General features: G+C 38.9%; 23 protein-coding genes and 1 pseudogene. 6 read left to right on the forward strand and 18 right to left on the reverse strand.

Annotation, left to right across the window (positions count from 1 at the left end; all coding sequences use genetic code 11):
• Positions 1–2: 2 nt before the first annotated feature.
• The 4 genes from rpoZ (at position 3) to J536_RS14210 (ending at position 3,126) form a co-directional block, all read left to right on the forward strand.
• A complete protein-coding gene (gene rpoZ / locus J536_RS14200) occupies positions 3–281 on the forward strand; it encodes a DNA-directed RNA polymerase subunit omega (protein ID WP_002116990.1) in 279 nt (92 codons plus the stop codon).
• Positions 282–319: 38 nt separating this feature from the next.
• Complete coding sequence (locus J536_RS25685) at positions 320–475, forward strand: hypothetical protein (protein WP_014207816.1); 156 nt, start codon at positions 320–322, stop codon at positions 473–475.
• 15 nt (positions 476–490) lie between these two features.
• Positions 491–2,596, forward strand: a complete 2,106-nt coding sequence (locus J536_RS14205; protein WP_032063180.1) for a RelA/SpoT family protein — start codon at positions 491–493, stop codon at positions 2,594–2,596.
• A gap of 146 nt (positions 2,597–2,742) precedes the next feature.
• A complete protein-coding gene (locus J536_RS14210; protein WP_002116996.1) occupies positions 2,743–3,126 on the forward strand; it encodes a RidA family protein in 384 nt (127 codons plus the stop codon).
• Here J536_RS14210 and J536_RS25690 read toward each other — a convergent pair.
• A pseudogene (locus J536_RS25690) lies at positions 3,116–3,243 on the reverse strand (hypothetical protein). The gene J536_RS14210 and the pseudogene J536_RS25690 overlap by 11 nt on opposite strands.
• Before the next feature lie 102 nt (positions 3,244–3,345).
• On the opposite strand from J536_RS25690, the gene J536_RS14215 reads away from it, so the two are divergent.
• Positions 3,346–3,540, forward strand: a complete 195-nt coding sequence (locus J536_RS14215; protein WP_000289091.1) for a bacterioferritin-associated ferredoxin — start codon at positions 3,346–3,348, stop codon at positions 3,538–3,540.
• A gap of 243 nt (positions 3,541–3,783) precedes the next feature.
• Positions 3,784–4,248, forward strand: coding sequence for a heteropolymeric bacterioferritin subunit Bfr (gene bfr, locus J536_RS14220; RefSeq protein ID WP_005067113.1), 465 nt, complete (start codon positions 3,784–3,786; stop codon positions 4,246–4,248).
• 42 nt (positions 4,249–4,290) lie between these two features.
• On the opposite strand, the gene J536_RS14225 is transcribed toward bfr, so the two are convergent.
• From J536_RS14225 to J536_RS14305, 17 genes are all read right to left on the reverse strand, one after another.
• Complete coding sequence (locus J536_RS14225; RefSeq protein WP_017481721.1) at positions 4,291–5,919, reverse strand: PglL family O-oligosaccharyltransferase; 1,629 nt, start codon at positions 5,917–5,919, stop codon at positions 4,291–4,293.
• A gap of 105 nt (positions 5,920–6,024) precedes the next feature.
• The gene (locus tag J536_RS14230) at positions 6,025–7,338 is read right to left on the reverse strand and encodes an O-antigen ligase family protein (protein WP_032063181.1); all 1,314 of its coding nucleotides are present in this window, start codon (positions 7,336–7,338) and stop codon (positions 6,025–6,027) included.
• 57 nt (positions 7,339–7,395) lie between these two features.
• Positions 7,396–7,833, reverse strand: a complete 438-nt coding sequence (locus J536_RS14235) for a pilin (RefSeq protein WP_004789794.1) — start codon at positions 7,831–7,833, stop codon at positions 7,396–7,398.
• A gap of 348 nt (positions 7,834–8,181) precedes the next feature.
• Complete coding sequence (locus J536_RS14240; RefSeq protein ID WP_032057259.1) at positions 8,182–8,742, reverse strand: TPM domain-containing protein; 561 nt, start codon at positions 8,740–8,742, stop codon at positions 8,182–8,184.
• Positions 8,736–9,818, reverse strand: coding sequence for a TPM domain-containing protein (locus J536_RS14245; RefSeq protein WP_032063182.1), 1,083 nt, complete (start codon positions 9,816–9,818; stop codon positions 8,736–8,738). Before J536_RS14245 ends, J536_RS14240 begins: the two co-directional genes overlap by 7 nt.
• A gap of 24 nt (positions 9,819–9,842) precedes the next feature.
• Positions 9,843–10,433 (reverse strand): LemA family protein, encoded by a 591-nt coding sequence (locus tag J536_RS14250; protein WP_002117090.1) that lies wholly within the window; start codon positions 10,431–10,433, stop codon positions 9,843–9,845.
• Positions 10,434–10,563: 130 nt separating this feature from the next.
• Positions 10,564–11,451: a metal-dependent hydrolase gene (locus tag J536_RS14255; RefSeq protein ID WP_014207824.1), complete on the reverse strand. Its 888-nt coding sequence runs from the start codon at positions 11,449–11,451 to the stop codon at positions 10,564–10,566.
• 173 nt (positions 11,452–11,624) lie between these two features.
• Complete coding sequence (locus J536_RS14260; RefSeq protein WP_002117101.1) at positions 11,625–13,046, reverse strand: glutamate synthase subunit beta; 1,422 nt, start codon at positions 13,044–13,046, stop codon at positions 11,625–11,627.
• Between the two features lie 69 nt (positions 13,047–13,115).
• Positions 13,116–17,591, reverse strand: coding sequence for a glutamate synthase large subunit (gene gltB / locus J536_RS14265; protein WP_014207826.1), 4,476 nt, complete (start codon positions 17,589–17,591; stop codon positions 13,116–13,118).
• A gap of 461 nt (positions 17,592–18,052) precedes the next feature.
• The gene (locus J536_RS14270; protein WP_032057253.1) at positions 18,053–18,922 is read right to left on the reverse strand and encodes a hypothetical protein; all 870 of its coding nucleotides are present in this window, start codon (positions 18,920–18,922) and stop codon (positions 18,053–18,055) included.
• A gap of 16 nt (positions 18,923–18,938) precedes the next feature.
• Positions 18,939–20,021, reverse strand: a complete 1,083-nt coding sequence (gene aroB / locus J536_RS14275; protein ID WP_002116776.1) for a 3-dehydroquinate synthase — start codon at positions 20,019–20,021, stop codon at positions 18,939–18,941.
• Between the two features lie 28 nt (positions 20,022–20,049).
• The gene (gene aroK, locus J536_RS14280) at positions 20,050–20,619 is read right to left on the reverse strand and encodes a shikimate kinase AroK (protein WP_002116987.1); all 570 of its coding nucleotides are present in this window, start codon (positions 20,617–20,619) and stop codon (positions 20,050–20,052) included.
• An 11-nt stretch (positions 20,620–20,630) separates the two neighbouring features.
• Positions 20,631–22,796, reverse strand: a complete 2,166-nt coding sequence (gene pilQ, locus J536_RS14285) for a type IV pilus secretin PilQ (protein ID WP_032063183.1) — start codon at positions 22,794–22,796, stop codon at positions 20,631–20,633.
• A gap of 62 nt (positions 22,797–22,858) precedes the next feature.
• The gene (locus J536_RS14290; protein WP_005067086.1) at positions 22,859–23,386 is read right to left on the reverse strand and encodes a pilus assembly protein PilP; all 528 of its coding nucleotides are present in this window, start codon (positions 23,384–23,386) and stop codon (positions 22,859–22,861) included.
• 11 nt (positions 23,387–23,397) lie between these two features.
• A complete protein-coding gene (locus J536_RS14295; protein WP_032057248.1) occupies positions 23,398–24,177 on the reverse strand; it encodes a type 4a pilus biogenesis protein PilO in 780 nt (259 codons plus the stop codon).
• The gene (locus J536_RS14300) at positions 24,174–24,815 is read right to left on the reverse strand and encodes a PilN domain-containing protein (RefSeq protein ID WP_002116944.1); all 642 of its coding nucleotides are present in this window, start codon (positions 24,813–24,815) and stop codon (positions 24,174–24,176) included. Before J536_RS14300 ends, J536_RS14295 begins: the two co-directional genes overlap by 4 nt.
• Positions 24,815–25,873 (reverse strand): pilus assembly protein PilM, encoded by a 1,059-nt coding sequence (locus J536_RS14305; protein WP_005067078.1) that lies wholly within the window; start codon positions 25,871–25,873, stop codon positions 24,815–24,817. The genes J536_RS14300 and J536_RS14305 overlap by 1 nt, the downstream gene beginning before the upstream one ends.
• Positions 25,874–25,997 lie beyond the last annotated feature (124 nt).

Genomic DNA, 25,997 nt, shown 5'->3' on the forward strand with positions numbered 1-25,997 from the left:
TTATGGCACGCGTCACCGTTGAAGATTGTTTAGATCATGTAGACAACCGTTTTGAGCTTGTGCTCGTTGCAAGTAAACGTGCTCGTCAATTGGCACGTCAAGGCATGGAGCCAACTGTAGAATGGGATAACGACAAACCGACTGTAGTTTCTTTGCGCGAAATCGCGGCAGGGCACGTTACGAAAGAAATTCTTAAACAACGTGAGCAAGATTACCAAACTTCTAGTCTTGATCTTGCCCTTTCTACAAACAGCTTGAATTTAGAAGGTTTTTCTTTCTAATTCACTCTGTTTCATAAAAAAACCATCGTTTTTCTGCGATGGTTTTTTATTTGGCTTTGCGCCATATTCAAACATATTGGGAAAAGCAATTATTTTCATTGAAAAAAAAATACACTTTTTCAAATGAAAAAATTGACAAGTTCCGCAATATGCTTTTCATTAAGAAGCAGATAGATTTAGTTTTTCAGCAATAGGAAAAAGGGTGATTTATGCCAGGCGAAGAGGTCAGCCAAGCCAAGCAACAGCTCAAATTAATTATCGACCCTTACTTATCGGTAAGTGAAGTCGAAAAAGTGCTTGCTGCCTGCGATTTTGCCGATCTAGCGCACACTGGCATTACGCGTAAAAGTGGCGAACCCTATATTCTGCATCCGATTGCTGTAAGCTGTATTCTTGCAAACATGCGTTTAGATGCTGAAACTTTAATGGCAGCACTTTTGCATGATGTTATTGAAGATACTCAATATACAAAAGAAGATATTATTGAGAAGTTTGGCCTAACCGTTGCAGAGCTAGTCGATGGTGTAACTAAACTTAGCCAATCAAGCGATAAAGAATACAATAAAGCAGCTTCATTCCGAAAAATTCTGCAAGCGACCTTACAAGATCCGCGTGTCATCATTATTAAATTAGCAGATCGCTATCATAATATGACAACTCTAGGTGCTTTACGCCCAGATAAACGAGCCCGTATCGCTCAAGAAACCTTTGATATATTTGTACCGATGGCAAGATTAGTCGGCATGAATGAAATGGGCGATAATCTAGAGAATCTCTGCTATCAAAACCTTGATCTAGATATGTTTGATAACGTTCAAAATGCACTGCGTCAAACAAAGCCAGAACGCTGTAAATATCAAAGTATTTGGGAACAAAACCTCGCTGAACTTCTGCATAATTATCATATTCAAGGCCGTATTAAAAAGAAAAATAACAATATCGAATTATTACGCCACTTCGTTAAAAACGAGATGGATCTCCAAGAGCTTACCCATAGTCATGCTTTTGAAATTGTTCTACAAAGCATTGCCGACTGTGACCGCTTAGAAGAAGCATTAAGAGAAAACTTTCAGGTTATCCAGTACCAAGATCATATTCGTCGCCCACTACCTGGCGGTAATCAGTCTTTACTGATAAAGCTTAAAGGCGAAAAAACAACACTATCTCTTACCATTCAAACCGAGCTCATGCGTAAAGCTGCCCGTTTTGGGGTGGTTTTAGGTGAAAATGCACCGCAAACTTGCCGCTCTGCCATTCAGGCTTCAATGCAGAACTTAAATACATTGATTGACGGCGAATGTGCTAAAACAACTTTTAATGATTTGCTGGATTATCTACATCAAGAAAAAATCTGGGTATATACGCCTCATGGCCAACTGCATGAGCTACCACAAGGCGCTACCGTAGTTGATTTTGCTTATTCAGCAAGTTTATTTTTAGGTAACCATGCAGTTGGTGCAAAAGTCGATGGAGAGATTAAACCACTCTCTACCCCACTAGTTAGTGGTCAGGTTATCGAGATTATTACGGATGTTTTAGCAACACCAAACCCAGACTGGCTAAGCTTTATTAATACGCAAAAAGCGCGTCGTGCATTACAGCATGTGCTTAAAGATCAAGATATCGAAGAACAACGTCTAGTTGGTGCACAAGCGCTTTCTCGAGCATTGAAACTTTTTAACCGTTCAATCAATGATCTTTCTGAAGCTGACTGGTTAGATCTATTGCAATGGCGGCACATCGATAATAAAAATACATTGTTTGAACAAATTGCGGTTGGCGACTTACTACCTCAACTTGTAGCAAACCACCTGTTTGCTCATGATAAACATCCGCAAGTAGAAAACTCAGATCGACTTATTCAAAGTACTGAAGGGGTCGACGTTAAATATGCACACTGCTGTAATCCTATTCTAGGCGATCCAATTCAAGGACATTTAACGCGTCGCGGGTTAATTGTGCATCGCATTCGCTGTCATAACTTACTACATGAACAACATCTACACCCTGAAAATATTATGCCGCTTCAATGGAAAGCAGATGATGTAGATGATGTACGTTTTACAGCCTACCTCGCTATTTATATGGCAATGAATGATGAACAGGTATCAGACCTAATCTATCAATGTCGTAAAAATAACGCTGGGGTAGAGATGGTTCACTCAAATGAGCAAAGAACTTTTGTGAATATTGTAGTGAATAACCGTAAACATATTGCAAAAGTCATTCGTGATTTACGCATGCACTATGGTTTCCCACGGATTGAACGTTTAGACGCTCCTGCTCCACAAATGGAAATTTCAAAAGTAAGTTAAATCTTTATAGAGACTATTGGTTATAAATTTTTGTTTCCTTAACAAAATCAAACTTTCCAAATTCACTTAATCAATTAAATCGATGATACTTTTGTCCAAAGCTATCATCGATTATGATGGAAATAGATTTAATCAAGGAGAACCAAATGTCCCGCCAAGTCATTCATACTGAAAATGCCCCTGCTGCTATCGGCACATACTCTCAAGCTATTTTAGTAGACAATACGCTATATCTTTCAGGGCAAATTGGTTTAGACCCATACAGTATGGAACTTGTAGAAGGTATCGAAGCTCAAATTCGCCGTGTATTTGATAATTTAAAAGCAGTTTGTGAAGCTGCTGGTGGTTCACTTGCAGATATTGCTAAGCTCAATATTTTTTTAACTGATCTATCAAATTTCCAACTCGTAAACCAAATTATGGGTGAATATTTTGCTCAGCCCTACCCTGCACGTGCAGCTCTTGGTGTAGCAAGCTTGCCAAAAGGCGCACTAGTGGAAATGGACGGAATTGTAATTATTAATCAATAAGATATAAATTTTCAAACTATCCAATTTTAAATATTTAGTTTTTAAAAAACGAACCACCTTGGCATAAAAATCTAAATTCTTTTTAGATTTCCGCTTAGGTGGTATTTTTTTATCCAAAATCCCAATAATGATAAATGAGATTTTAAATGAATTTCATTGACAAACGATAATAATTATCAATAATATCAATTATCGCATTTATATTTGGGGATCACTCCCATGTACGTTTGCTTGTGTCGTGGCATTACCGATCAGGATATTAAAGACGCTATTGAAAATGGCGCTGAAAGCTATCGTGAAATTCGCGATTTGCTTGATCTTGGTACATGCTGTGGACGCTGTGCACCAGAAGCTCGCGCTATTATTAGCGAAGAATTAGCAGAAATCGCTGCTCGCATTTCTGTAGCTGCATAATAAAAATTAATATTTAACAAAATTTATTGACTCCTCCACCGCTTTTTGCGGAACCTTTATAGTTCCTCATTCAAGCGGTTTTTTTTGACATAAAAACCTCCTTTTTAATATTGTGTTGTTTTTGATTGCGATTTTCATTTGCTGTTCCATAAATTACTCGCCATCTCCATGATTGTTCACTAAAATGGATTTATAGATTGCCTTAATTAAGTTTGAGGCAGAAATTGTTTTGGAGTAGCTACAATGAAAGGCAATCGTGATGTCATTAATCAGCTTAACCAAGTGCTGTATCATCATTTAACTGCAATTAATCAATACTTTTTACATTCACGCATGTTTAATGACTGGGGAATTGAGCAGCTTGGCTCTGCTGAATATAAAGAATCAATTCGTCAAATGAAGCATGCAGATAAAATCATTGAACGTATTTTATTTTTAGAAGGACTACCTAACCTTCAACATTTAGGTAAGCTTTATATTGGTCAACACACAGAAGAAGTTCTGCACTGTGACATTCGTAAAGTAAAAGAAAATATAGAAGCAATTCAAAAAGCGGTTGCTTTAGCTGAAACAGAGCAAGATTATGTCACTCGTGACCTTGTTCAAGAAATTCTAGAAAAAGAAGAAGAATACTGGGACTGGCTAGATACTCAAATTGATCTTATTGGCAATGTTGGTATTGAAAATTATATCCAGAGCCAAATGTAATTTCTCATAAAAAAATCCCCTTATACTTAAGGGGATTTTTTATTACTTCTCTTTTAGTAATTCTGATAGCGTTATTTTTTGCTTATAAAGATGTTGCAAAATAAATATTTGCTGCTGTGCCTGTTCTACTTTCCCGTTGTAAGCGAGCAATTTTGCGTATTTACGTAAGTTATATGGAGTAGGCTTATTCTTTATAAAATTTTCCCATTCAACCAAATCACCTTCAGATAAAATATTTTGGGGATTAAGTTCTATCCAACTTAAACGCTGCTCAAACTGTGTTAAAACAAAAATTTTACCACTTCCCATAAATTCAGCGTTTGGACGCTTATTATTAAAAAGCAAATTACTATTCAGAACATAGACATTGTAATCACGTAGAATTGCAATAATAAGCAATAAACTTACAACCCATGATAAGCGAAAAAGATGTTTGTTGAGGATAATTCCCTTAAGTACAGTAGTTTGTGCTTGCACAATACCCAGTAGGAATCCACAAGTAAGTAAGAAATAAGCATAGCGCTGTGGAAACTCTAACATGGCATGAATAAGCACTGTACAGACCATCATAATCGCTATAATCGAGATGGTATTTTTAGCCTGTTGATTTAACCAAATAAACCAGCAAGCAAAGTAGGTAATGATTACAGTACCCAAGGGAATACCATTCCAGATAATTAAATCAAGCAGTACATTATGTGCACTAGTCGTCCACTCTCCTGTTGGGAAAGCATGGTAAACTGTCATTTGTGCCACACTGGTTTGATTCCAACCATAACCTAACCAAGGGTGCTGCTGTACAGCAAGCAACATTTGTGACCAGATATTAAAACGCAAATACCCAGAGCTTGCTCTTTCAACCAAACCACTTGCTTCGGTTACATCAGTACTTGACCATGCTTCAATTAAATTAGTAGCAAATGGTAGAATTACACCAGCCATTACGAAAAAACCGACGCACCACAAAAAACCTTGAAAAACTCCAAATCTTTTTTGTTTCCCAAATTGTTTAACTATCCAATAGATGAATAAAAATGGAAAAACGATCCATGATGTTCGTGACTGACTCAAGGCGATCGTAAACAGAATAATGAGGGCTGAAGGCAGGAGTAACCAGACGGTTGCCTTATTTTTTTCATATAGATACAAACATCCTAATAACCCAATAATTAGGAATGTTGCCATGTTGTTGGGTTGACCAAAATTTCCGTAAGGACGGTTACCAATCAGATGAAGGGTATAAATTAAATGTGATTCAATATTCAACCATTGAAAAATTGCTATAAGACTAGTTAATAGCGATGTAATAATTACTAATAAGCTAAAACCTGAAAAAATTTGATCTCTCTTTTTTTGATCTAAAGATAGGTTGTAGCCAGCCAAGACCATAAACCAAAAACCTAATAAGTAAAATGTACTTAATAAAGCCGTACTTAAATCAAAAACTAAACCAAAGCCCCACTGCACAATAGGAATTAAAGTAAATGGTAGCAACAATATCTGTGCTCTAGGAATTTTAATATTTTGTTGAAGTAAAGCAATTAATACACATAGCCCAGCCCCAAAAGTACTGACTTCACTTGAGAACATGACCCACGGGCTGTAGTGAAATGGAGACAACCATGCAAAACCCAACAGGATTGCAGCGAAGAACAGAAAGAATACTTGCATAGTGAGAGGCTAGAGACCAAAACTTGTGAGAATTATACATGGAAGTCTAAAAAAGAATGTATGAAGTCTAAATGAAAAGACCTTAATAAAATTTAGTATAAAAAATTAAGGAATGTGTGAAGCTGGTATCAAGTGCTGTGTACTACCATACTCCCAAAAATTTGGTGCCATCCGTCCGACATAACTCGTACACCCCCAGCAAGTTAAATCTTGTCCTAAGTACATAATCGTAATGTATAAAAATAAAGCTCCCCATAAAGCAATTAGTAGTTTTGTAGCTCTATAAGGATATTTCAAATATTCTTTAGACTGCTCCGACTGAGAAAAAGCAAATGCTAAAAATAATATACAGGCTATTTGTGAAGCGGGATAAACCATACTTCCTGAGAACATCGCATCAACTAAAATTGCAATTAAGCCAGCTTTCGTAATAGGTAAAGCATCCTTATCTCGAAACAACTTAACAACTTGATATATCATCCAAACTAAAAAAATACACCCAACTATTCCCCATTCAAAAATTAACCTTAAATATAAATTATGTATGTGATGTCCATATTTATATTGGATTTCTGAGAGATACCCCCCCCCAACTCCAGACCATGGCTTTTCTTTCCATTGCTCAAAAACAAAACTCCACATCTCTGCACGCATGGATGTCCCCACTCTCATTACGGTCATGGTATTTTTATCAGCGAAATAAATCGTAGTTTTATAAACTACAAAAGCAAAAAAAATGTAAATACAGCTTTGCAAAATGAGCTTTCGATTTTCTCGAGAGTAGATAACGAAAACTAACAATCCTGTCGCTACAGCAAATAAAGCGGATCTAGCTCCATCAAAAAACCATGCTAGAGCAAAAAAGAAACTAGCAAATGGATAAAAGTAATGAATATATGGATACTTTTTATTTTTCAAAAAAATTAGAAAAAAGAATATAGGCACGATAATACTGTCATAAATTCGGATCGTGCCAGAGTTAAATTGCCAATCAAACCATTGTTTATATAAAATAAAATTAGCGATAGAGATGCAAATAAATAAACATGGAATAAATGCTGAAACAACGATCAATGCTAAGCCATGTTCTATATTTTTTACATTCTTTAAATCATATGGCAAAGCAGAAAATATAAATAGTAATGCTATCGCAGACCAAAGTTCTTGAAACTGAAAAATGCTATAAGTTGTTATCTGTATAGCAATTAATAAACCAATCAGAAAAAAAGTAATTTGAGTGGAAATTGAATATTCTATTTTTTTTGTAAAAATCAAAATTAACAAAGCAAATAGTGCCAATGGAAACTGTAATAAACGAAGTTCATCATATTGGAAAACTGACCAACCAATTTGATAACCTAATAATGCTGTAATGAGATAAATTCCTATTAGTAGGAACATTATATTTTTTTTCAACATATTTATTTTCTTCAATAAAAAAAGAGAGGTAGCAACCTCTCTTTTTTTAGCTATTTATTACGAAGCACCACATGATTTAGGACGTAAATTTGTTGCAACATCAGTTTTACAACGCCATGTACCCGTAGTGCCTGCTGTAGCACTATCAGCTGTTCGTTCCCAAGAAATTTTCTTACCGTTGATTTGTGAAGTACCTTGCAATGTACATTCAATTGTTGTCAATCCAGTAGTAGCAACAGATACTGAAATAGAAGAACAAGCATTACTCGAGCTTTGTAGTCCTACGTCAGATGCTGCAGATAAATTAGCTGCTAAACCTTCTGCTAATTTAGTTTCTGTATTAGTTTTACCAGCTGTAATATCGGTTAAACCTGTTCCTACTTGAGACTTAGCAATATAGTTTTGATATGCAGGAATCGCAATTGCTGCCAAAATACCAATAATGGCAACCACGATCATAAGCTCAATTAATGTAAAACCTTTTTGTGCATTCATAGCCTTTTCCCCAAAGATTGTATGTATGTTTTTATATAAGCTTTTTCAGCTATCAACTATATTGCAGCATCCATGCCAACTTTTATTTTAATTAAAAAACAAATATTTATATTAAATTTAACTATTCTTAAATATTAAATCGGTGTAAATAATTGACAAAAATTGTCACTCAAACTTTATTGGTAATATGTCACTAATAAAAAATAGCTCATCACTTATTTCAATTTTTTAATTCTTTATTGTGATAAAAATCTCATTAAAAATAAATAAATAGGTGACATTTTTTGTCAGTCACCTTTAAAAGTAAAATTATGAAAATTAGCTAATATAAGAATATCAAAAAACGAGCTAATTAAGAATAATCGGAGCATTGCCTAATTCATTGGATTGATCGGGCATGTTTTCGTCATAAAACCGTGACATCACCTCTCCAATTTGTTGTACGCCCATCACTACAGCTTGCTGATATTCTTTTTGCTTAAGCTTTTGTACTATTACTTCACAAATCTGTTGCCAGACTTGATCGTTAGTCGCATTTCGAATGCCACGATCAAATATAATTTCTACCGTTCGTTCACATAAATTTAGGTATAACAATACGCCGCTATTTAATGCAGTATCCCAAACGCCTAGTTCTGCAAATAATTGCTGTGCTCTTAAACGCGTGTTTTGTCTATAAGCTTGTGAACATGGAATATGGCCTTCAATTACAACCTGTATTTCTCCAACATGGCCATGTTCTGCCTGCTGTACAGCATCTGCGATAGCTTGCTTATCTTGTTTTGAAAAATAACGACTACTAGCAGGTAAATAACATAGATGTTTAAACCAACGTTTTAGACTTGGCTCTACAGATTCTTCAATTTTTGGTTGAGTAATAATTTGTGTTGTTTCTGATGTTGTTACCATGAGCCTGAAGCACCTCCACCGCCAAAACGGCCTCCGCCGCCACCATAGCCTCCGCCACCTCCGCCGAAGCCTCCTCCACGTCCACCGCCACCAGAACCACTCAGAATGGCCTGTAAAATAAATTGGGCAATTGATGTAATGAGTAAAAAGAAAATACCAAAACCAAGTAGTAAGCTAGTGACTAGCCCTGCTCCATTTACGAATCCTGCTACTGCAGCAGCAACACCAGCTGTAGATGCACTAAGCGGACGACCGACAATAAATGAACCCACAATTCCAGCAACAAGAATAAATAAAGCCATTGTCAGCGTTGTCTGCTTGGCTTGCTGTTCTTCTGCAGCTTGATGCTGACGTTCTTTTAAATCTTGAGCAGCTTGCTGTGCTACTTCTGGGTCAAGATTTAAAATTCTTCCAATTTCATCGATACCTGCACTCAAACCTTGTGCATATTGGGCTTGTTTAAAATAAGGTGTAATTTGGTTTCGAATGATCCGACTTGCCACAATATCCGGCAACACACCTTCTAGGCCATAACCAGTTAGTATTTGTATACGGCGGTCATTTACAGCGACTGCAATGAGTAATCCATTATCACGTTTAGATGATCCCAATTGCCACTTTTCACCAATACGTAACGCATAATCAAAGATATCTTCTTGACCAGTTGTGGGAACAATCACAATACCAATCTGCGCTTTGCCTTGTTGGTATAAACTTAGAATTTTTTGATTAAGTTGCTGCTTCTCAGCCTCGCTTAAGATATTGGCTTGATCAATAACAGGCTGGTTTAAAGTTGGCAAACCACGAATTGATTCCCCATCAGCCATATCATTAGTAAATTGGACTTGAGGAGCAGGACTTGAAGCAGCTTGCCCCTCTATTTTAGTTGCAGCAGCTTGAGTTTGTTGCTTTTGAACAATTTTGCCAGCAACTATTGCGTCTCCCTCATCGGTAGCAGTTGCAATATTAGTTTCACTCCATGCCGTATTCTGAAAAAGAACACCACAACAAAGCAAAATTAAGGTCGAAATAAAGACCTTAATTTGCTTTGATTGAAGCAATAGAGTATTTCTCATACGGCACTCCTTTGATTTGTAAAATTAATCAAAAGAAACTTTTGGAGCCTGTTGTGCAGATGCTTCTGCAGAGAAATTGGCTTTTGGATGCATACCAATTACTTTTGCTGTTACTGCCTGAGGGAACTGACGCACATATGAGTTATAGTCTTGTACTGTTGTAATATAACGATTACGCGCAACAGCAATACGGTTTTCAGTACCTTCAAGCTGAACTTGTAGTTCTTGGAATTGAGTATTGGCTTTCAAATCTGGGTAATTTTCCGAAACAGCAATGAGTCGAGATAACGCCCCTGTTAATTGACTTTGAGCCTGTTGATATTTTTCAAGTAAAGCTGGGTCTTCTAAAACTTCTTTATCAACTTTTAAACCTGCCACATTAGAACGTGCCTGTGTCACTTCAGTTAATACTTGCTCTTCGTGCTTAGCATAACCCTTAACTACGTTCACAAGATTTGGTACCAAATCTGAACGACGTTGATATTGGTTCTGTACTTCAGACCACGCTGCTGTTACAGCCTCATCTTTTACTTGTAGAGTGTTATAGCCACATCCCGAAAACAGTAAGGTACTGGCAAGTGTTGTTGCGATCGCAAATTGTTTCAACGTTTTCATCGTCACATTATCCTCAAGTTTTTCTTTATATTTTTAACCTCTTTACCTGATTGTATGATGAATTAGGCATTATTGTGTTGCTTTTATTTTATTGATTTTAAAAAACCGGACTTTTAAATCCGGTTATCTATTAGCTCAATCGCTGATCTTTTTCTTGTTCAAAACTTGCCATTTGATATTCTTCTGCCAAAGAGCTTTTCCAATAATTAACCATCCTGCCATAATCTTTTTGACTCGGATGAAAGTCTTTTTTGTAATATGCAAAGTATTCAGGCATTAACTGAACAAGCATCTTCATCAGCAAATATAATCCAAATAAATTACCCCCGATTTTAGGTAAGCTATTCCATTTATCTTGCCAAAATAAACGAGTTGTCCCATAAAAAGCGAGGCTCGCAAATCCTGTAGTGACGCTACGCATTAATAATCTGCGAATACGATCATCACCATATACATGTTGATAAACATCAAATGCAACCGAACGGTGTTCAATTTCTTCAATCGCATGCCATACCCAAAGTTTTAGCGCATCTTCATCTAGCGTCTTTAATAACTCCGGGTGCTGTAAGACATATCCCCCAAGTAAAGCAGTGAAATGTTCAAACGCACAGGTCAATGCCAATTGCAGCTTAGGTGGAATTGTTCTTAAATATTTATCCCGCTCATTTAGCCAATTTTGAAAACTGTCCAGATTATAATCATCCCGTCGCCAAGCTTCATTAAATTCGCCATGTGCTTTGGAATGCATGGCCTCTTGTCCAATAAACGCCGCAATTTGTGCTTGTAGCTGAGGATCCGAGACTTTATCACGCACATTACGTACGCTATTTACAAAAAATTGCTCACCTACCGGAAACGTTGATGAGAGTGCAGTTAAAAAATGCGACATGAGGGGTGAATTTGCAAAATAGTGCCGCTTGATGGCCTTTGGATTAAATTCAAGACGACGCACTGTAATACCCAACGCTTTTCGACGATTTAAATATGATTTTTCTGCCGTCATACCTGCGATGTTCATATTCAACACCTACTGTATTGAAGAAGGAAGTTTCGAGTATGTCTCGAGCTTAAAAAGCTAAAAAGGGCAAAAAAGCTTATTATATTTGCCAAAAACATCAAAGTGACTAATGGCAGCCAATAAAAAAGCCTACTTGAAGTAGGCTTTTTTCAGTTATTTAACAAATTAATTTATTAAACACCAAGATAATCCAAAATGCCTTCAGCAGCTTGACGACCTTCCCAAATCGCTGTCACAACAAGGTCTGAGCCACGTACCATATCACCACCAGCAAAGATTTTCGGGTTTGATGTCTGAAATTTGAATTCTTGCTTTTCAGCTGCGACAACACGGCCTGAACCATCAAGATTGATATTCACATTACCAAACCAGTCTGCTGGGCTTGGGCGGAAACCGAAAGCAAGTAAAACTGCATCAGCTGGTAATACTTCTTCAGAACCAGGAATTGGCTCAGGACTACGACGGCCACGACTATCTGGTTCACCCATTTGTGTCGTTACCACTTTTACGCCTGTTACCTTGCCATTTTCACCAACGATTTCGACTGGTTGGCGATTGAATAGGAATTTCACACCCTCTTCATAGGCATTTTTTACTTCACGCGCAGAACCTGGCATGTTGCTTTCATCACGACGGTATGCACAAGTTACATCGTGAGCACCTTGGCGCAATGAAGTCCGGTTACAGTCCATTGCGGTATCCCCACCACCTAGAACAATCACCTTTTTCCCATCTAAGCTGATGTATTCACTTGGATCTTTTTCCCAACCTTGACAACGATTCACATTAGAGATTAAGAAATCAAGTGCATCATAAACACCATCAAGATCTTCACCCGGGAAACCACCTTTCATGTAGGTATAAGTTCCCATACCCATGAATACTGCATCATATTCTGCAAGTAATTCATCAATCGTGATGTCTTTACCAATTTCAGTATTTAAACGGAATTCGATGCCCATGCCCGTGAAAATTTCACGGCGGCGTTTCATGACATCTTTTTCCATTTTAAATTCTGGAATACCGAATGTAAGTAAGCCACCAATTTCAGGACGCTTATCAAATACAACTGGTTTAACACCACCACGAGCTAGAATATCCGCACAGCCTAAACCTGCTGGACCAGCACCAATAATTGCAACTTTTTTGTCAGTCCATTTTACGCCTGACATATCTGGACGCCAGCCTAAAGCAAAAGCTGTGTCATTGATATATTTCTCAGCATTACCAATGGTTACTGCACCAAAACCATCATTTAAGGTACAAGCACCTTCACACAAACGGTCTTGTGGGCATACGCGACCACATACCTCAGGTAGTGTATTGGTTTGATGACAAAGCTCAGCAGCTTGGAAAATTTGGCCTTCAGCGATCAGTTTTAACCAGTTTGGGATGTAGTTATGTACAGGACATTTCCATTCGCAATATGGGTTACCACAGCCTAAACAACGGTGAGTCTGATTAGTGACAGTTTCCGATGTAAAAGGCTTATAAATTTCCACAAATTCTGCTTTGCGGACAGTAATATCTTTTTTCTCTGGATCTTGGCGTGGTACATCCAGAAATTGAAAGTCATTATTTAGGCGTTCTGCCATGTCTCTCTCCGTGGGTAGGCGCGGATTTCCTTGTTGCCCGCACCTGCCTATGTCTTTGCAGTCGTGGAATTATTGTGGGTCAGCTTGTGTTGTTTTCAAAAGCGTTTGCAAATTAGCAGCTTTTGGTTTCACAAGCCAGAATTTACGGCTGTAGAAATCGAACTCATTGCGGATTTTATAAGCCCAAGCACTACCAGTTTCTTTGATATGCTCATCGATAATACGCAACAAGAACTCTTTATGATCTTCCATAGATTCTGTTGAGATACGATTTAAATCAATCAATTCATGGTTGTAGTAATCTACGAAGTCATTATCGAGGTCAAGTACATAAGCAAAACCACCAGTCATGCCCGCACCAAAGTTATGGCCTACTTTACCAAGTACAGTCACAACACCACCTGTCATATATTCACAGCAGTGATCACCCGCACCTTCGATTACAGCAAATGCGCCAGAGTTACGAACTGCAAAACGCTCACCCGCTGTACCTGCTGCAAAAAGCTTACCGCCAGTTGCACCATACAAACAGGTATTACCAATAATTGCTGTGTTCTGTGTTTGGAAAGGTGAACCTTGTGGTGGGAAAATCGAAATACGACCACCCGCCATACCTTTACCTACATAGTCGTTTGCATCACCTTCAAGACGGATGTGTAAACCACCAGCATTCCAAACACCAAGCGACTGACCAGCTGTACCAGTTAAGTTCATTACAACTGGATGAGCTTCCATACCCAAGTTGCCGTAGCGACGAGCAATTTCACCCGAAACACGAGCACCGATTGAGCGGTCACAGTTCACGACGTTGAAGTTGAACTGACCACCAGCGCTTGACTCAATTGCAGGAAGCATTTCAGCGACCATTCTCTCAGCCAATACACCTTTATCAAATGGTGCATTACCTTCTACTTGACAGTATTGTGCTTTACCTTCAGCAGAAGGATGAGAAGTTAACAGAGCACTTAAATCAAGGTGAGCATGTTTTTCAGTTTCACCCGGCAATACTTCAAGCAAATCAACACGACCAATTAAGTCTTTCAATGAAGAAACACCTAATGCTGCCAACCATTCACGAGTTTCTTCCGCAATAAAGTGGAAGAAGTTGATAAGCATTTCTGGCTCGCCAATATAGTGCTCTTGACGTAAATGATCTTGTTGAGTTGCAACACCGGTTGCACAGTTATTTAAGTGACAAATACGGAGGTATTTACAACCTAGAGCGATCATTGGTGTTGAACCAAAGCCGAAACTTTCAGCACCTAAAATTGCTGCCTTGATTACATCAAGACCAGTTTTTAAACCACCATCAGTTTGTACACGTACTTTTCCACGCAAGTCGTTTACACGAAGTGCTTGATGCGCCTCACTCAAACCTAATTCCCATGGAGAACCCGCATGGTGAATTGAAGAAAGTGGAGATGCTGCGGTACCGCCGTCATAACCTGAAATGGTAATGAAGTCTGCATACGCTTTTGCAACACCAGCAGCAATCGTACCTACACCCGGCTCAGATACCAATTTCACCGATACCATTGCTTTCGGGTTAACTTGTTTCAAGTCAAAAATTAACTGAGACAAATCTTCAATTGAGTAAATATCATGGTGTGGCGGAGGTGAAATTAGCGTTACACCAGGTACCGAGTAACGTAAACGTGCAATTAAACCATTTACTTTACCACCTGGTAACTGACCGCCCTCACCTGGTTTTGCACCCTGAGCAACTTTAATTTGCAATACTTCAGCAGAAGTTAGGTATGCAGGAGTTACACCAAAACGACCAGATGCGATCTGTTTGATTTTCGAGTTACGAATTGTGCCGTAACGAACAGGATCTTCACCGCCTTCACCAGAGTTTGAACGACCGCCAATCGTATTCATCGCGATTGCAATTGCTTCATGTGCTTCTGGAGAAAGAGCACCTAAAGACATACCTGCCGAGTCAAAACGAGGCAAGATATCTTCAACCGATTCAACTTGCTCAACTGGAATTGAGTTCGTTGTTTTTAACTTAAATAAGTCACGAATAGTCGCTACTGGGCGGTTATTCACCAGCTCAGCATATTCTTTAAAGTCTTCGTATTTACCAGAGCGAACGGCTTTGTGTAATGCATTAATTACATCTGGGTTGAACGCATGATACTCTTTATCAAATACGAATTTGAGCAAACCACCCTGATCAATTGGCTTACGATTTGACCAAGCTGTCGCTGCTAATTTTTTCTGGTCTTTTTCAAGATCAGCAAATGTTGCGCCCTGAATACGACTTGGAACACCTAAGAAACATTGATCTACCACTTCTGATGATAAACCTACTGCTTCAAAAAGCTGACCGCCACGATAAGAAGCAACTGTAGAGATACCCATTTTTGAAAGGACTTTTAATAAGCCTTTCTCAATACCTTTACGGAAGTTTGCTTGCGCATGGATTGGGTCACCTAAAAGCTCACCTTTAGCGATCAAATCATTGATCACGTCATATGCAAGATATGGGTAAACTGCGGTTGCACCAAAACCAAGTAATACCGCAAATTGATGCGGATCACGTGCAAAACCAGTTTCAACCATGATGTTTGCATCAGTACGCAGGCCAGTTTTGATGAGGTAATGATGTACCGCACCTGTTGCAAGTGCTGCGTTTGCAGGTAATAAACCTTGGCGGATATTTTTATCAGTTAAAACAATTAAAGTTTTACCATCACGAACCGCTTGCGCCGCTTCTTCACAGATACGCGTGATCGCAGCTTGCAAGCCTTCTTCTTCGGCATAGTTTAAATTGATATCAACTGCTTCATAACCCGGACGCTCAATGCTACGGATTTGCTGCATTTTTGAATTTGACAATACAGGGCTAGAGATGATGATACGGTCAGCATGCTCAGGGCCTTGCTCAAAGACATTTTGTTCACGACCTAAACAGGTTTCAAGCGACATTACAATTGACTCACGTAGCGGGTCAATTGGCGGGTTTGTCACTTGAGCAAACTGTTGACGGAAGTAATCTGTTACGTGGCGTACTTGACGAGATAATACAGCCATTGGCGTATCATCACCCATAGAACCAACAGCTTCTTGTCCGCTTTCAGCGATTGGACGTAACAACTGGTCGCGCTCTTCAAATGTCACCATAAACATTTTTTGAGCCGCTTTTAAAGCATCGCCAGTTAAACCTTTATCGACTAATTGCTCTTCAAGTTCTGGGTTTGCATTTAAACGAATCGCATGATCACGTAACCACTCACGGTACGGACGCATGTTTTTCAAATGTGTACTAACATCTTTAGTATCAAGTACTTTGCCTGTTAAGGTATCAACTACCAAAATTTGGCCAGGACCTACACGACCTTTAGAAACTACGTCTTCAGGCTCATAACCCCAAACACCGATTTCAGATGCCAAGGTAATGTAATCATTTTTGGTAATTACCCAACGCGCAGGACGCAAACCGTTACGGTCAAGCATACAGATTGCATGACGGCCATCTTGAATAACGAGACCTGCTGGGCCATCCCAAGCTTCCATATGTTTAGAATTGAACTCATAGAATGCGCGTAAGTCTGCATCTAAAGTTTCTACGTTTTGCCAAGCTGGTGGTACGAGCATACGTAAGGCACGGAATAAATCCATACCACCACCGACTAAGATCTCAAGCATATTATCTAAGCTTGAAGAGTCCGAACCCGTACGGTTAACGATTGGGTTAAGCTCAGTAAGACCTGGTAATAATGGGTTTTCAAATTTAGGAGTACGCGCCAACGCCCAGTTACGGTTTGCTGTAATTGTGTTGATTTCACCATTATGAGCAAGGTAACGGAATGGTTGAGCCAACGGCCAACGCGGCAATGTATTAGTAGAGAAGCGTTGGTGGAATACCACGATATGTGATTTTAAACGCTCATCAGCTAAGTCTGTATAGAACTCAGCAATTGCAGCCGGCATCATCAAGCCTTTATAGCTGATTACTGTCGAACAAAGCGTAGTCACATAGAATGACGGATCATTTTGTAATTGTTGTTCTGCACGACGACGTGCTAAGAATAATTTACGGTTAAATTCAACTTCAGTCACACCCATTGGACAGTTCACAATGACCTGTTCAAAAGCAGGGAGCGATTGAAGCGCAATTTCACCTAGTGCATCGTTATTTGTAGGGACAACACGCCAAGCCAGTACACGTAGGCCATCTGACTCGATTTCTTTCGTTAAAATATTTTTAGAATGTTGCGCTAATGCCGGATCAGTATTTAAAAATACAGTACCCACAGCAAAAATTTCACTCAGTGTAATATCACTCAGTTTTTTTGCTTCATCACGGAAAAATTGCTTTGGCATCGCCAATAATAAGCCGCAACCATCTCCCGTCTTGCCATCTGCGGCAATACCACCACGGTGCGTCATGCAACTTAAACTGTGAATCGCGGTTTCAACTAGATGATGACTTGATTCACCCTTCATATGGGCAATCAGTCCAAAACCACAGTTATCCTTAAACTCATCAGGTTGATATAAACCTTGAGCGGGAGCTACAGTATTAGGCGATGGCATGTGCATAGCGTACCCTTCTTTCAATAAGGCTCTTTCGAGCGTCAAACAAACAACTTCTTTTTGCGATAGTGCCTACGGACGACAGTTAGCTCAATGTTTCACAAAAAAAATTTTTGGGCTGATAAGCCAATATACGCTGTTCCATTTTTACGTACACTGGTTTTTGCTAGAAAAATGTTTTGACTTATTTCGCACTCTTTTAAAGCAGTTCGACCCCTCGACTCTGCATAGAATTTACTCTTTAGAGCGCTAAAATAGTTTACAGCACATTAATAAGCACAAGAATAAAGCAAAAACTATGCCAATGTTATTTTTTGCAATTAAGTATTTATAATTGTTGAAAATAGATCGATTTTATTCGCGTTATCATTTTAATAAATGACTAAATATGCACCACAGTTGATCAAAAAATATATATGACTATTATTATTGCACCATATTTGTGCGATACATCCTTATAATTAATTACCTCTTGTGCCCTCATTTGTTGCATTTTTTGCTGTAGGTTCTGTTGTACGATTCTGTTGAGCCTTTTTAGCCACATCAACTGCCGAATTAGACTGATGTACATCCACAACATTCCCCTCAGCATCTCGACGAATAATCGTTGTACGAGTTGTAGAATTTGTTGCTGGAGCCGTTACTTTAGGTTGTGTAGCCACGCCGCCCCCTATGAGTAAGGACTCATCAATTTTGGGCAGAGCAGCTGGACGTAACCGCACTTCATAAGTTTGGCTAATACCACCTTTCATTTCATCCGTCCCTAAATCATTGACTAATGGCGCATAGGTCGAAAATTGTTGCGGTTGAGGTTTAATTGATTCAGGTAAATCAAGATTAAGTTGGGTTAACTGCTGAATTGCATCTTCAGAACGTTTAAATACACCATATGTCAAAACATATTGTTCAGATTGCTTATCTCCACTTAAACGGAAGTAGATAAATTTATTCCGTTCTGGACGATTTTTTAAAAAGTTTTTAATAATATCTTCATCAGACGCACGGAAAAGCTCAAGCGTCCATTGTTTCTTGTTTTCATTAATAAATTTTGTACCGCGGAACTCTGCCTCATGTTGACCAGAAGCAACCGTACGGGTTGTTAAATCAAGAGGTCTAACTTCATCAGCTAAAGCCCCTAAATTAGCCGTTGTTGCCACCTTCTCTGGCTGAATTTGCACTGGCGCATCCGAATCAGCTGATTTTTCAACTTCAACCAGCTTTTTACTATCGGTCATTACCCAAAAAATAAAAGCGAGCAACAAGCAGACGATACCACCCACCAACCAGATATATTGTTGAACATTCTGCCAAAGTGTACGTGATACAGTCATGTGTTACCTTAATTTATTATCCGTGTTGATTTGCCAAAATAGCTTGTTTCATGAGTTCAACATCAAAGTCTTTAGTAATTACTGCTTGCCCAAGTTGCTTTAACAGCACTAAACGTAATTGACCATTGAGAACTTTTTTATCATGCGCCATATATCCAAGGAATTCATCCAATGGAATTTTTGGACATGATATCGGCAAATTAGCGCGTTGAATAATTTTTTTTGTACGCCCTACATCATCGCTTGAAATCCAACCTAAACGTTGTGATAAATCAGCTGCCATCACCATGCCTGTCGCTACTGCTTCACCATGCAACCAAGTGCCATAGCCAAGGTAAGATTCAATCGCATGACCGAAAGTATGACCCAAGTTGAGTAAAGCTCGTTCGCCTTGCTCTTTTTCATCGTTAGCGACAATACGCGCTTTATGAGCACATGAACGATAAACAGCTTCTGCTAAAAGTTCAGCATCTCGCCCAATTAACCCATCCATATTCTGCTCTAACCAAACAAGAAAATCAGCGTCACCCAACAAGGCATATTTAATGACTTCTGATAATCCAGCAGATAACTCTCGATCTGGTAAAGTATCAAGTTGAGCCATATCAGCCAAAACAACTTGAGGTTGCTGAAATGCGCCCAACATGTTCTTACCAAGAGGATGATTAATCCCCGTTTTACCACCCACACTTGAGTCTACTTGTGAAAGAAGTGTAGTCGGAACCTGAACAAAATAAACACCACGTTGGAAACATGCTGACGCAAAACCAGCCATATCCCCAATAACACCACCACCCAAAGCTAAAACCGTACAATCACGATTAAAACCAGCTTCAAGTAAAGCATCAAAAATTAAATTTAGATGTTGAATATCTTTATATTTCTCACCATCTGGCAAAATACAAGTCGCTACAGTTTTACCCAAACTTTTTAAAGCCTCTTGATAATGAGATAAATATAAAGGAGCGACCGTTTCGTTACTCACGATCATGATCTGTTGACCATGAATATAAGGCTCAAGCAACTGCTTAGGATCAAGTTGACTGCCAATAAAAATAGGATAACGGCGTTCGCCTAATTCAACATGTAAAGTTTGCATGAGTTTATAAAACCACAAGTAAGTTTGGCTATTTTAGCGGGTTGGACAAAATAAGTTGCAGAATCTTTTGAGCAAGATCACGAGCAGCACCCTGATTGGTTTCAATCGTGTAATGCGCAACTTCACGATATAAAGGATCACGTATTTTCAACAAATCACGTAATTTTTGTTCAGGGTTTTCAACTTGTAATAGAGGTCTATTTTTATCGCGGTAAGTTCGTTGTAATTGTAGTTCTACAGGAGTGTAAAGATAAACAACAATACCACGTTGCTTTAGAAATTCGCGGTTGGGTGCTTGAGTAATTGCACCTCCACCTGTCGCCAACACTAAGGCTTTACGGGAAGTCAACTCATTTAACACTACGGTTTCACGAGTGCGAAATCCAAACTCCCCTTCTTTCTCAAAAATCCAGGGAATAGTGGCACCTGTTTTGCGTTCAATTTCATGATCACTATCTAAAAATTCACGCCCTAATAGTTCGGCTAAATGACGTCCAACGGTTGTTTTTCCTGCCCCCATGGGCCCTACCAAATAAATATTTGGCAGGGTTTCAAACGCTTTGCTTGGCAAGGCGCCACCTATTTCAATTGCTTTCATTAAAAAATATATTAATGATTTCTCACCAAAGTGTCATTAACAATTCGTGGCGTAACGAAAATCAGTAACTCTTGCTTATCATCAGATTTCTGATCTTTCCTAAATAGGCGTCCAATTCCCGGTAAATCCCCAAAGAAAGGAACTTTGGTTTGAGAGTTAAGGGTTGTCTGCTCAAACACCCCTCCTAAAATGACTGTCTCACCATTATTCACCAACACATTTGTCTTGATATTATTTTTATTTAGGATCAATTCACCATTAGGAGCCGCACCCGAAACCGAATCCTTTGAAATATCCAATTTCATTTGAATTTTACCATCAGGCGTAATACTCGGGGTAACATCTAGGCTTAATAGTGCATCTTTAAAAGAGGTACTTGCTGTAGCACCAGCAGCAGAATTCGTTGTAGTTTGATATGGGACCTGTTGACCTGTTGCAACTTTTGCAGGCTGTTTATCTGCAGTCATTACTTTAGGGGTAGAAATAACCTCACCATAGCCATCAGCTTGTAATGCAGAAAGTTCAAGATCAAGCATAAAATCAGACATACTAATCAAGCCAAAGGCAATACTCCCAGCCGGATTGGTTACACCTAAATCGACATTTAAGTTATCTGGACGTTCAATCGTGTATTTATAACCACCCGTAGTCTCATCCTTTTTGGGCTCTCGTAAATTCCACAAGGTCGTTTCACTACCACCAACTAACAAATTATTATTGTTAGTGATCCCTTGCGATAATATACCCCATTTAACACCGAGCTCTTTGGTAAAAGAAGTAGATGCTCTTACAATTCGCGCCTCAACCATAACCTGTTTAACTTGTACATCCAACAGATCAATCATTTTACGAATTTGATCAATCGACTGAGCCGTATCATTAATAATTAAGGTATTGGTACGATCATCTTGAGTAATTGTTCCACGGGGACTCAATAAACTTCCTACATTATTACCTAAACTATCAACACCAGTATTTAAATTAGTAGATGTAGAATTTCCACCATCAGATGTGCGCTGCATACCATTGCTATTATTTGAGCCTTGAGTAATTAAACTCATAATATCCTGAGCTTGCGCATATTTAAGTTGAATATACTCAGTTTGTAATGGGGCTAATTTCACGCTCTGTGCAACAGCTTTTGCTTCTTCTTCTTCAGCCTTGATCAGTTCCGCAACTGGAGCAATCCAAATTACATTTCCATTTCTGCGTTTATCTAAATTTTTAGTTTTTAAAATAATATCAAGTGCTTGGTCCCATGGTACATCTTTTAAACGCAAAGTGATATTACCTTGCACACTATCAGCCGCGACCATATTAATGCCAGTAAAATCAGCAAGTAACTGTAAAACGCGACGAACTTCAATATCTTGAAAATCGAGAGAAAGCTTATTACCAGAGTAATTAGGCGTCTTATGTAAAGAGGTTACATTTTTGTCCTGCGGACGCTTGAGGCTAATGGTTAATTTATTTTCTGCCTGATAAGCCATATATTCATAGCTACCAGTAGATTGAATCGTAATAACGCCATTGCCTTTTTCATTATAAGATTCAATGGTCGAAACAGGCGTCGCAAAATCATTTACATTTAAGCGTTTAGCTAGATGTGTAGGAATTTTAGAGCCTAACGTTCTTACTACAACTTTGCTACCTTGTTGTTGCACATCAACAGGGGTATTACCTCCCAACAGGTCAATAACGATAAGGCCTTCCCCTTGACTACCGCGTTGGAAGCCGATGTTTGAAACACCTTGGGTTTGCATTGCACTTGCTGATACAGGTTTAGCTACAGCTTGCGCAGAATTAATCTTTAAAATAAAAGTGTTGCCTTCAATACGAGTAGTAAAAGCACCTGCCTCTTTCAAATTTACAGTTAAACGTGAACGCTGATCATCGGAGCTTACATCGACCGAACTCGCTTCATTCGTTCCAATCGCTACTTTTGACTGTATTAAATTCTGCTGCGCTTTATTAAAATCTAAAATCAAACGTGAAGGATTCTCAAGCTGATAGGCCTGTGGTTGCGGTGGCAAGCCATTAAATATCACTCGAATTTCTGTTCCCTGACCCGCTATTTGCATCGGTACAATATTAGTCATGCTGACCTGTGCAGATGCAACCTGCATAATTGCAATCGCCACAGCTCCCATAGAAAACTGACGGAATACGTGATTCATTGTCTAACCATCCCCAATAAATAATCTTTAAAAATAATTTTTTCTTTGTTATTCCCTAAATTTTAGGGTGCGGGTCCAATTAACACTAAGGTTCTTGGTCTCTCCACATAGCCTTCTCGCCCATCAGGGACAATCTCCACCAGATCAATCTGAGTAGGACCAATATGGGTAATTCGACCTTGATTCATCCCGATATAGTTCCCTACCTGTACTCGCTCAATTTGATGATCAGGTGTTTGGATCAGAGCCATGACTTGCCCGCGGCTGTTACGCATACTTCCTTTCATATTTAAGGACTCTAATGCATAGCTTTCGAGTGGCTGTGGTGCTCGTGAGAAATTCGGATATACTCGTTTCCCCGCCATAATTTTGAGCTCAGCAGCAAGTGAGCTTGGTAAAAATGGGCTCTTTAACTGATGGGCTGCATAATTAAACTGTGGTACAGGCGTAAAAACAGGCGCGGGTTCTATGGCTTGTGGTGGCTGATTACGTATATCGGCCATTTGCTGATTTACGGCGTCGATTCTAGAGTCGCATCCAACCAAAACCAAGCCTATCCCCAGAGAAAGTAAAATTTTCTTTAGTTTCATTAGTTATCCTCCTACTTTCGCTTTGACTTCTTTATAGAAGGAATATGTGCATTACGGCTATCGGAGGCATTTATCTGACTTTCACCATTTATCACTTGAGGATCACTATTATTTTGATTTTCAACCGCGCCCATATAGCGATAAGTTTTTGCTTTGATAGAATAATTAAGCACAGGAATATCTGATCTACCATCCTTAACAGGAGCAGCTTCAACAATAAAATCATGCATCGTCACAATACGTGGTAATGCCGCAATACTGCTAACAAAAGCACCGAAAGCGTGATAATCCCCAGTTGCTTCGATAGTAATAGGCTGTTCAATAAAAATTTCCTGCTTCACTTCATCTTCTAAGCGGATATTTTTAAACTTCAGACCAGAATTCACCCCCGTTAAGTTAATATCTTCAACTAAACTTGGAATTTCGGTTTCTTTTGGCAATTGTTCTAACTGCTGATTGAAGTTGGCTTGCATCTCTTGAAGTTGAAGCTGGTATTGCTGCAAGTTGCGTAATTTTGAGTCTTTTTCTCGAAACTCATTTAATAAATTACTTTCTTGTGCTTGAGCATTATCAATTGCTTGTAGCTTTGGTTGAATAGCAACAAAATACCCTAAAGCCAGTACAGCAAAGAAAATAAAAATCCAACACGTAATTTTCACAGATAATGGCCAGCTGCCATAACTGTTCATGTCGAGCGTGTTAAATTGCTGAAGAAATTTTTCTAAGGTGATCTTTTTTTTCTTAGATGGAGCTTGTTCTAAAGACAGCTCATGAAGTTCATCAGGACTCATTTTGCCGCCTCCTTATCCGTACCTACAGACGTATTGGCGGTATCATCTGTTGTAGTCACACCCATTTCCCCTACATCAACAGTAACAACAAAACTGCCATAGCTATCTTCAACTCTAGGAAGCAAAGAACTGATAGCCTTATCTTTTTTCTCTTCGGTCGCCAAGAAAGAACTCATAAAAGCGTTGCGATACCATGGCGATGCTTCGAGATTACGTAATAATTCTGCAACCGTATTTGGACTTTCCGCTTTACCTTCAATCGTAAATTTATCTCCGGTTCGACTGAATTTAGTCAAATACATGGCTGCCGGGGTCACACGTACTAATTCATCCACCAAACGTACAACGACCGGACGCTGGCTTTGCAAACCTTGAATGAGCTTCATACGCTCAATAATTGCATCCCGCTGTTCTTGCAAGCCATTTAAGGTTTTAAGTTGTTGATCTAGATTCTGGTTTGTACTGATGATGAGCTGATTTGCTTGTTCTTGATCATTTAATTTTTGATTCAAATAAAACCACCCTGCAAATACAGTGGTTATCCCCAAAACAACGACCCCAAAACATAAAATAATAAATTGTTTTTTACGCTGCTCCCTAAGCCCATCACGCCAAGGGAGTAAATTAATTGTTGCCATTAATCAAAACTCCTTAAAGCCAAGCCACATGCCACCATTAATGAAGAAGCATCATTTTCAATTTTTTGAACGTCGACTTGAGGAGAGAAACCCATTTGTAAAAATGGATTGGCAATAGTGACTCGGTAACCGAGTTTTTGCTGCAACAATTTAGCAAGCCCTGGAATGTTGGCATTACCACCCGCTAGCAAAATATGGTCAATTTCATTGAATTGGGATGAAGAGAAGAAAAATTGTAGAGATCTAGCAGCTTGCTGAACTACAGCATCTAAAAATGGTTCTAAGATTTCGATGTCATAATCATCTGGCAAAGAACGTTCTTTTTTAGCGCGTCCCGCTTCTTCTAATGACAAACCGTAACGGCTTTGAATTTCCAAAGTAAGCTGTTTACCGCCAAACACTTGTTCACGGGTATAAATGATTTTGCCATTTTGCATAACCGATAATGTGGTCATGGTATGGCCGATATCTAAAATACCAATGGTATTTGCACCCATGGGTAAGCTATCAGCAAACACACTAAAAGCACGCTCGACAGCATAACTTTCAACATCAGCAAGCTTAGGCGTTAAATCAACCAGTTCCAGTACTTCTACGCGTGTTTCAACATTTTCTGTTCGTGTTGCGACTAAAAGTACATTCACACGATTTGGATTCGGCAGTCGATCTGGTAAAACCTCAAAATCAAGGCTCACCTCATCTAAAGGGAACGGTATATATTGCTCCGCATCTAATCGAATCTGAACTTCACGTTCATCATCGTTCATATCTGCATCCATTTCGATGGTTTTATGAATAACCGTCGATGTTGGAACAGCAATTGCAGCGTTAGTGGTGTGGGGATTTGCTAAATTCATCGCCCGTTCCAAAGCTTCTGCAACTGCTTCTGGATTCAAGATATTTTTTTCAACTACACTGTTCTCAGGTAAAGGCGTTAAAGCATAGCTTTCTACCCAATATTTACCGTTCTTAACAGAGAGCTCTAACAACTTAACAGAAGTCGAACTAATATCGACACCCATTAACCCCTTATTCGGTTTACGATATAACCTGAGCACACTATTGTCCTATTATTTTTTTATCCCCAAAAAAAATTACAAACCAATAATCTAGGTCTTTATTTTTACACGGATACAATATCTCATCTAACAATCCGCATGTCTAAAGGCTATACTGACCACA

Origin of the sequence: Acinetobacter sp. 809848 (assembly GCF_000581275.1) — a bacterium.
Lineage (GTDB): Bacteria > Pseudomonadota > Gammaproteobacteria > Pseudomonadales > Moraxellaceae > Acinetobacter > Acinetobacter pittii.

Excerpts from the sequence above, each read along its gene's own strand:
- rpoZ (WP_002116990.1), top strand. The coding sequence starts at position 3 with ATGGCACGCGTCACCGTTGAAGATTGTTTAGATCATGTAGACAACCGT.
- J536_RS25685 (WP_014207816.1), top strand. The coding sequence starts at position 320 with ATGGTTTTTTATTTGGCTTTGCGCCATATTCAAACATATTGGGAAAAG.
- J536_RS14205 (WP_032063180.1), top strand. The coding sequence starts at position 491 with ATGCCAGGCGAAGAGGTCAGCCAAGCCAAGCAACAGCTCAAATTAATT.
- J536_RS14210 (WP_002116996.1), top strand. The coding sequence starts at position 2,743 with ATGTCCCGCCAAGTCATTCATACTGAAAATGCCCCTGCTGCTATCGGC.
- J536_RS14215 (WP_000289091.1), top strand. The coding sequence starts at position 3,346 with ATGTACGTTTGCTTGTGTCGTGGCATTACCGATCAGGATATTAAAGAC.
- bfr (WP_005067113.1), top strand. The coding sequence starts at position 3,784 with ATGAAAGGCAATCGTGATGTCATTAATCAGCTTAACCAAGTGCTGTAT.
- J536_RS14225 (WP_017481721.1), bottom strand. The coding sequence starts at position 5,919 with ATGCAAGTATTCTTTCTGTTCTTCGCTGCAATCCTGTTGGGTTTTGCA.
- J536_RS14230 (WP_032063181.1), bottom strand. The coding sequence starts at position 7,338 with ATGTTGAAAAAAAATATAATGTTCCTACTAATAGGAATTTATCTCATT.
- J536_RS14235 (WP_004789794.1), bottom strand. The coding sequence starts at position 7,833 with ATGAATGCACAAAAAGGTTTTACATTAATTGAGCTTATGATCGTGGTT.
- J536_RS14240 (WP_032057259.1), bottom strand. The coding sequence starts at position 8,742 with ATGGTAACAACATCAGAAACAACACAAATTATTACTCAACCAAAAATT.
- J536_RS14245 (WP_032063182.1), bottom strand. The coding sequence starts at position 9,818 with ATGAGAAATACTCTATTGCTTCAATCAAAGCAAATTAAGGTCTTTATT.
- J536_RS14250 (WP_002117090.1), bottom strand. The coding sequence starts at position 10,433 with ATGAAAACGTTGAAACAATTTGCGATCGCAACAACACTTGCCAGTACC.
- J536_RS14255 (WP_014207824.1), bottom strand. The coding sequence starts at position 11,451 with ATGAACATCGCAGGTATGACGGCAGAAAAATCATATTTAAATCGTCGA.
- J536_RS14260 (WP_002117101.1), bottom strand. The coding sequence starts at position 13,046 with ATGGCAGAACGCCTAAATAATGACTTTCAATTTCTGGATGTACCACGC.
- gltB (WP_014207826.1), bottom strand. The coding sequence starts at position 17,591 with ATGCCATCGCCTAATACTGTAGCTCCCGCTCAAGGTTTATATCAACCT.
- J536_RS14270 (WP_032057253.1), bottom strand. The coding sequence starts at position 18,922 with ATGACTGTATCACGTACACTTTGGCAGAATGTTCAACAATATATCTGG.
- aroB (WP_002116776.1), bottom strand. The coding sequence starts at position 20,021 with ATGCAAACTTTACATGTTGAATTAGGCGAACGCCGTTATCCTATTTTT.
- aroK (WP_002116987.1), bottom strand. The coding sequence starts at position 20,619 with ATGAAAGCAATTGAAATAGGTGGCGCCTTGCCAAGCAAAGCGTTTGAA.
- pilQ (WP_032063183.1), bottom strand. The coding sequence starts at position 22,796 with ATGAATCACGTATTCCGTCAGTTTTCTATGGGAGCTGTGGCGATTGCA.
- J536_RS14290 (WP_005067086.1), bottom strand. The coding sequence starts at position 23,386 with ATGAAACTAAAGAAAATTTTACTTTCTCTGGGGATAGGCTTGGTTTTG.
- J536_RS14295 (WP_032057248.1), bottom strand. The coding sequence starts at position 24,177 with ATGAGTCCTGATGAACTTCATGAGCTGTCTTTAGAACAAGCTCCATCT.
- J536_RS14300 (WP_002116944.1), bottom strand. The coding sequence starts at position 24,815 with ATGGCAACAATTAATTTACTCCCTTGGCGTGATGGGCTTAGGGAGCAG.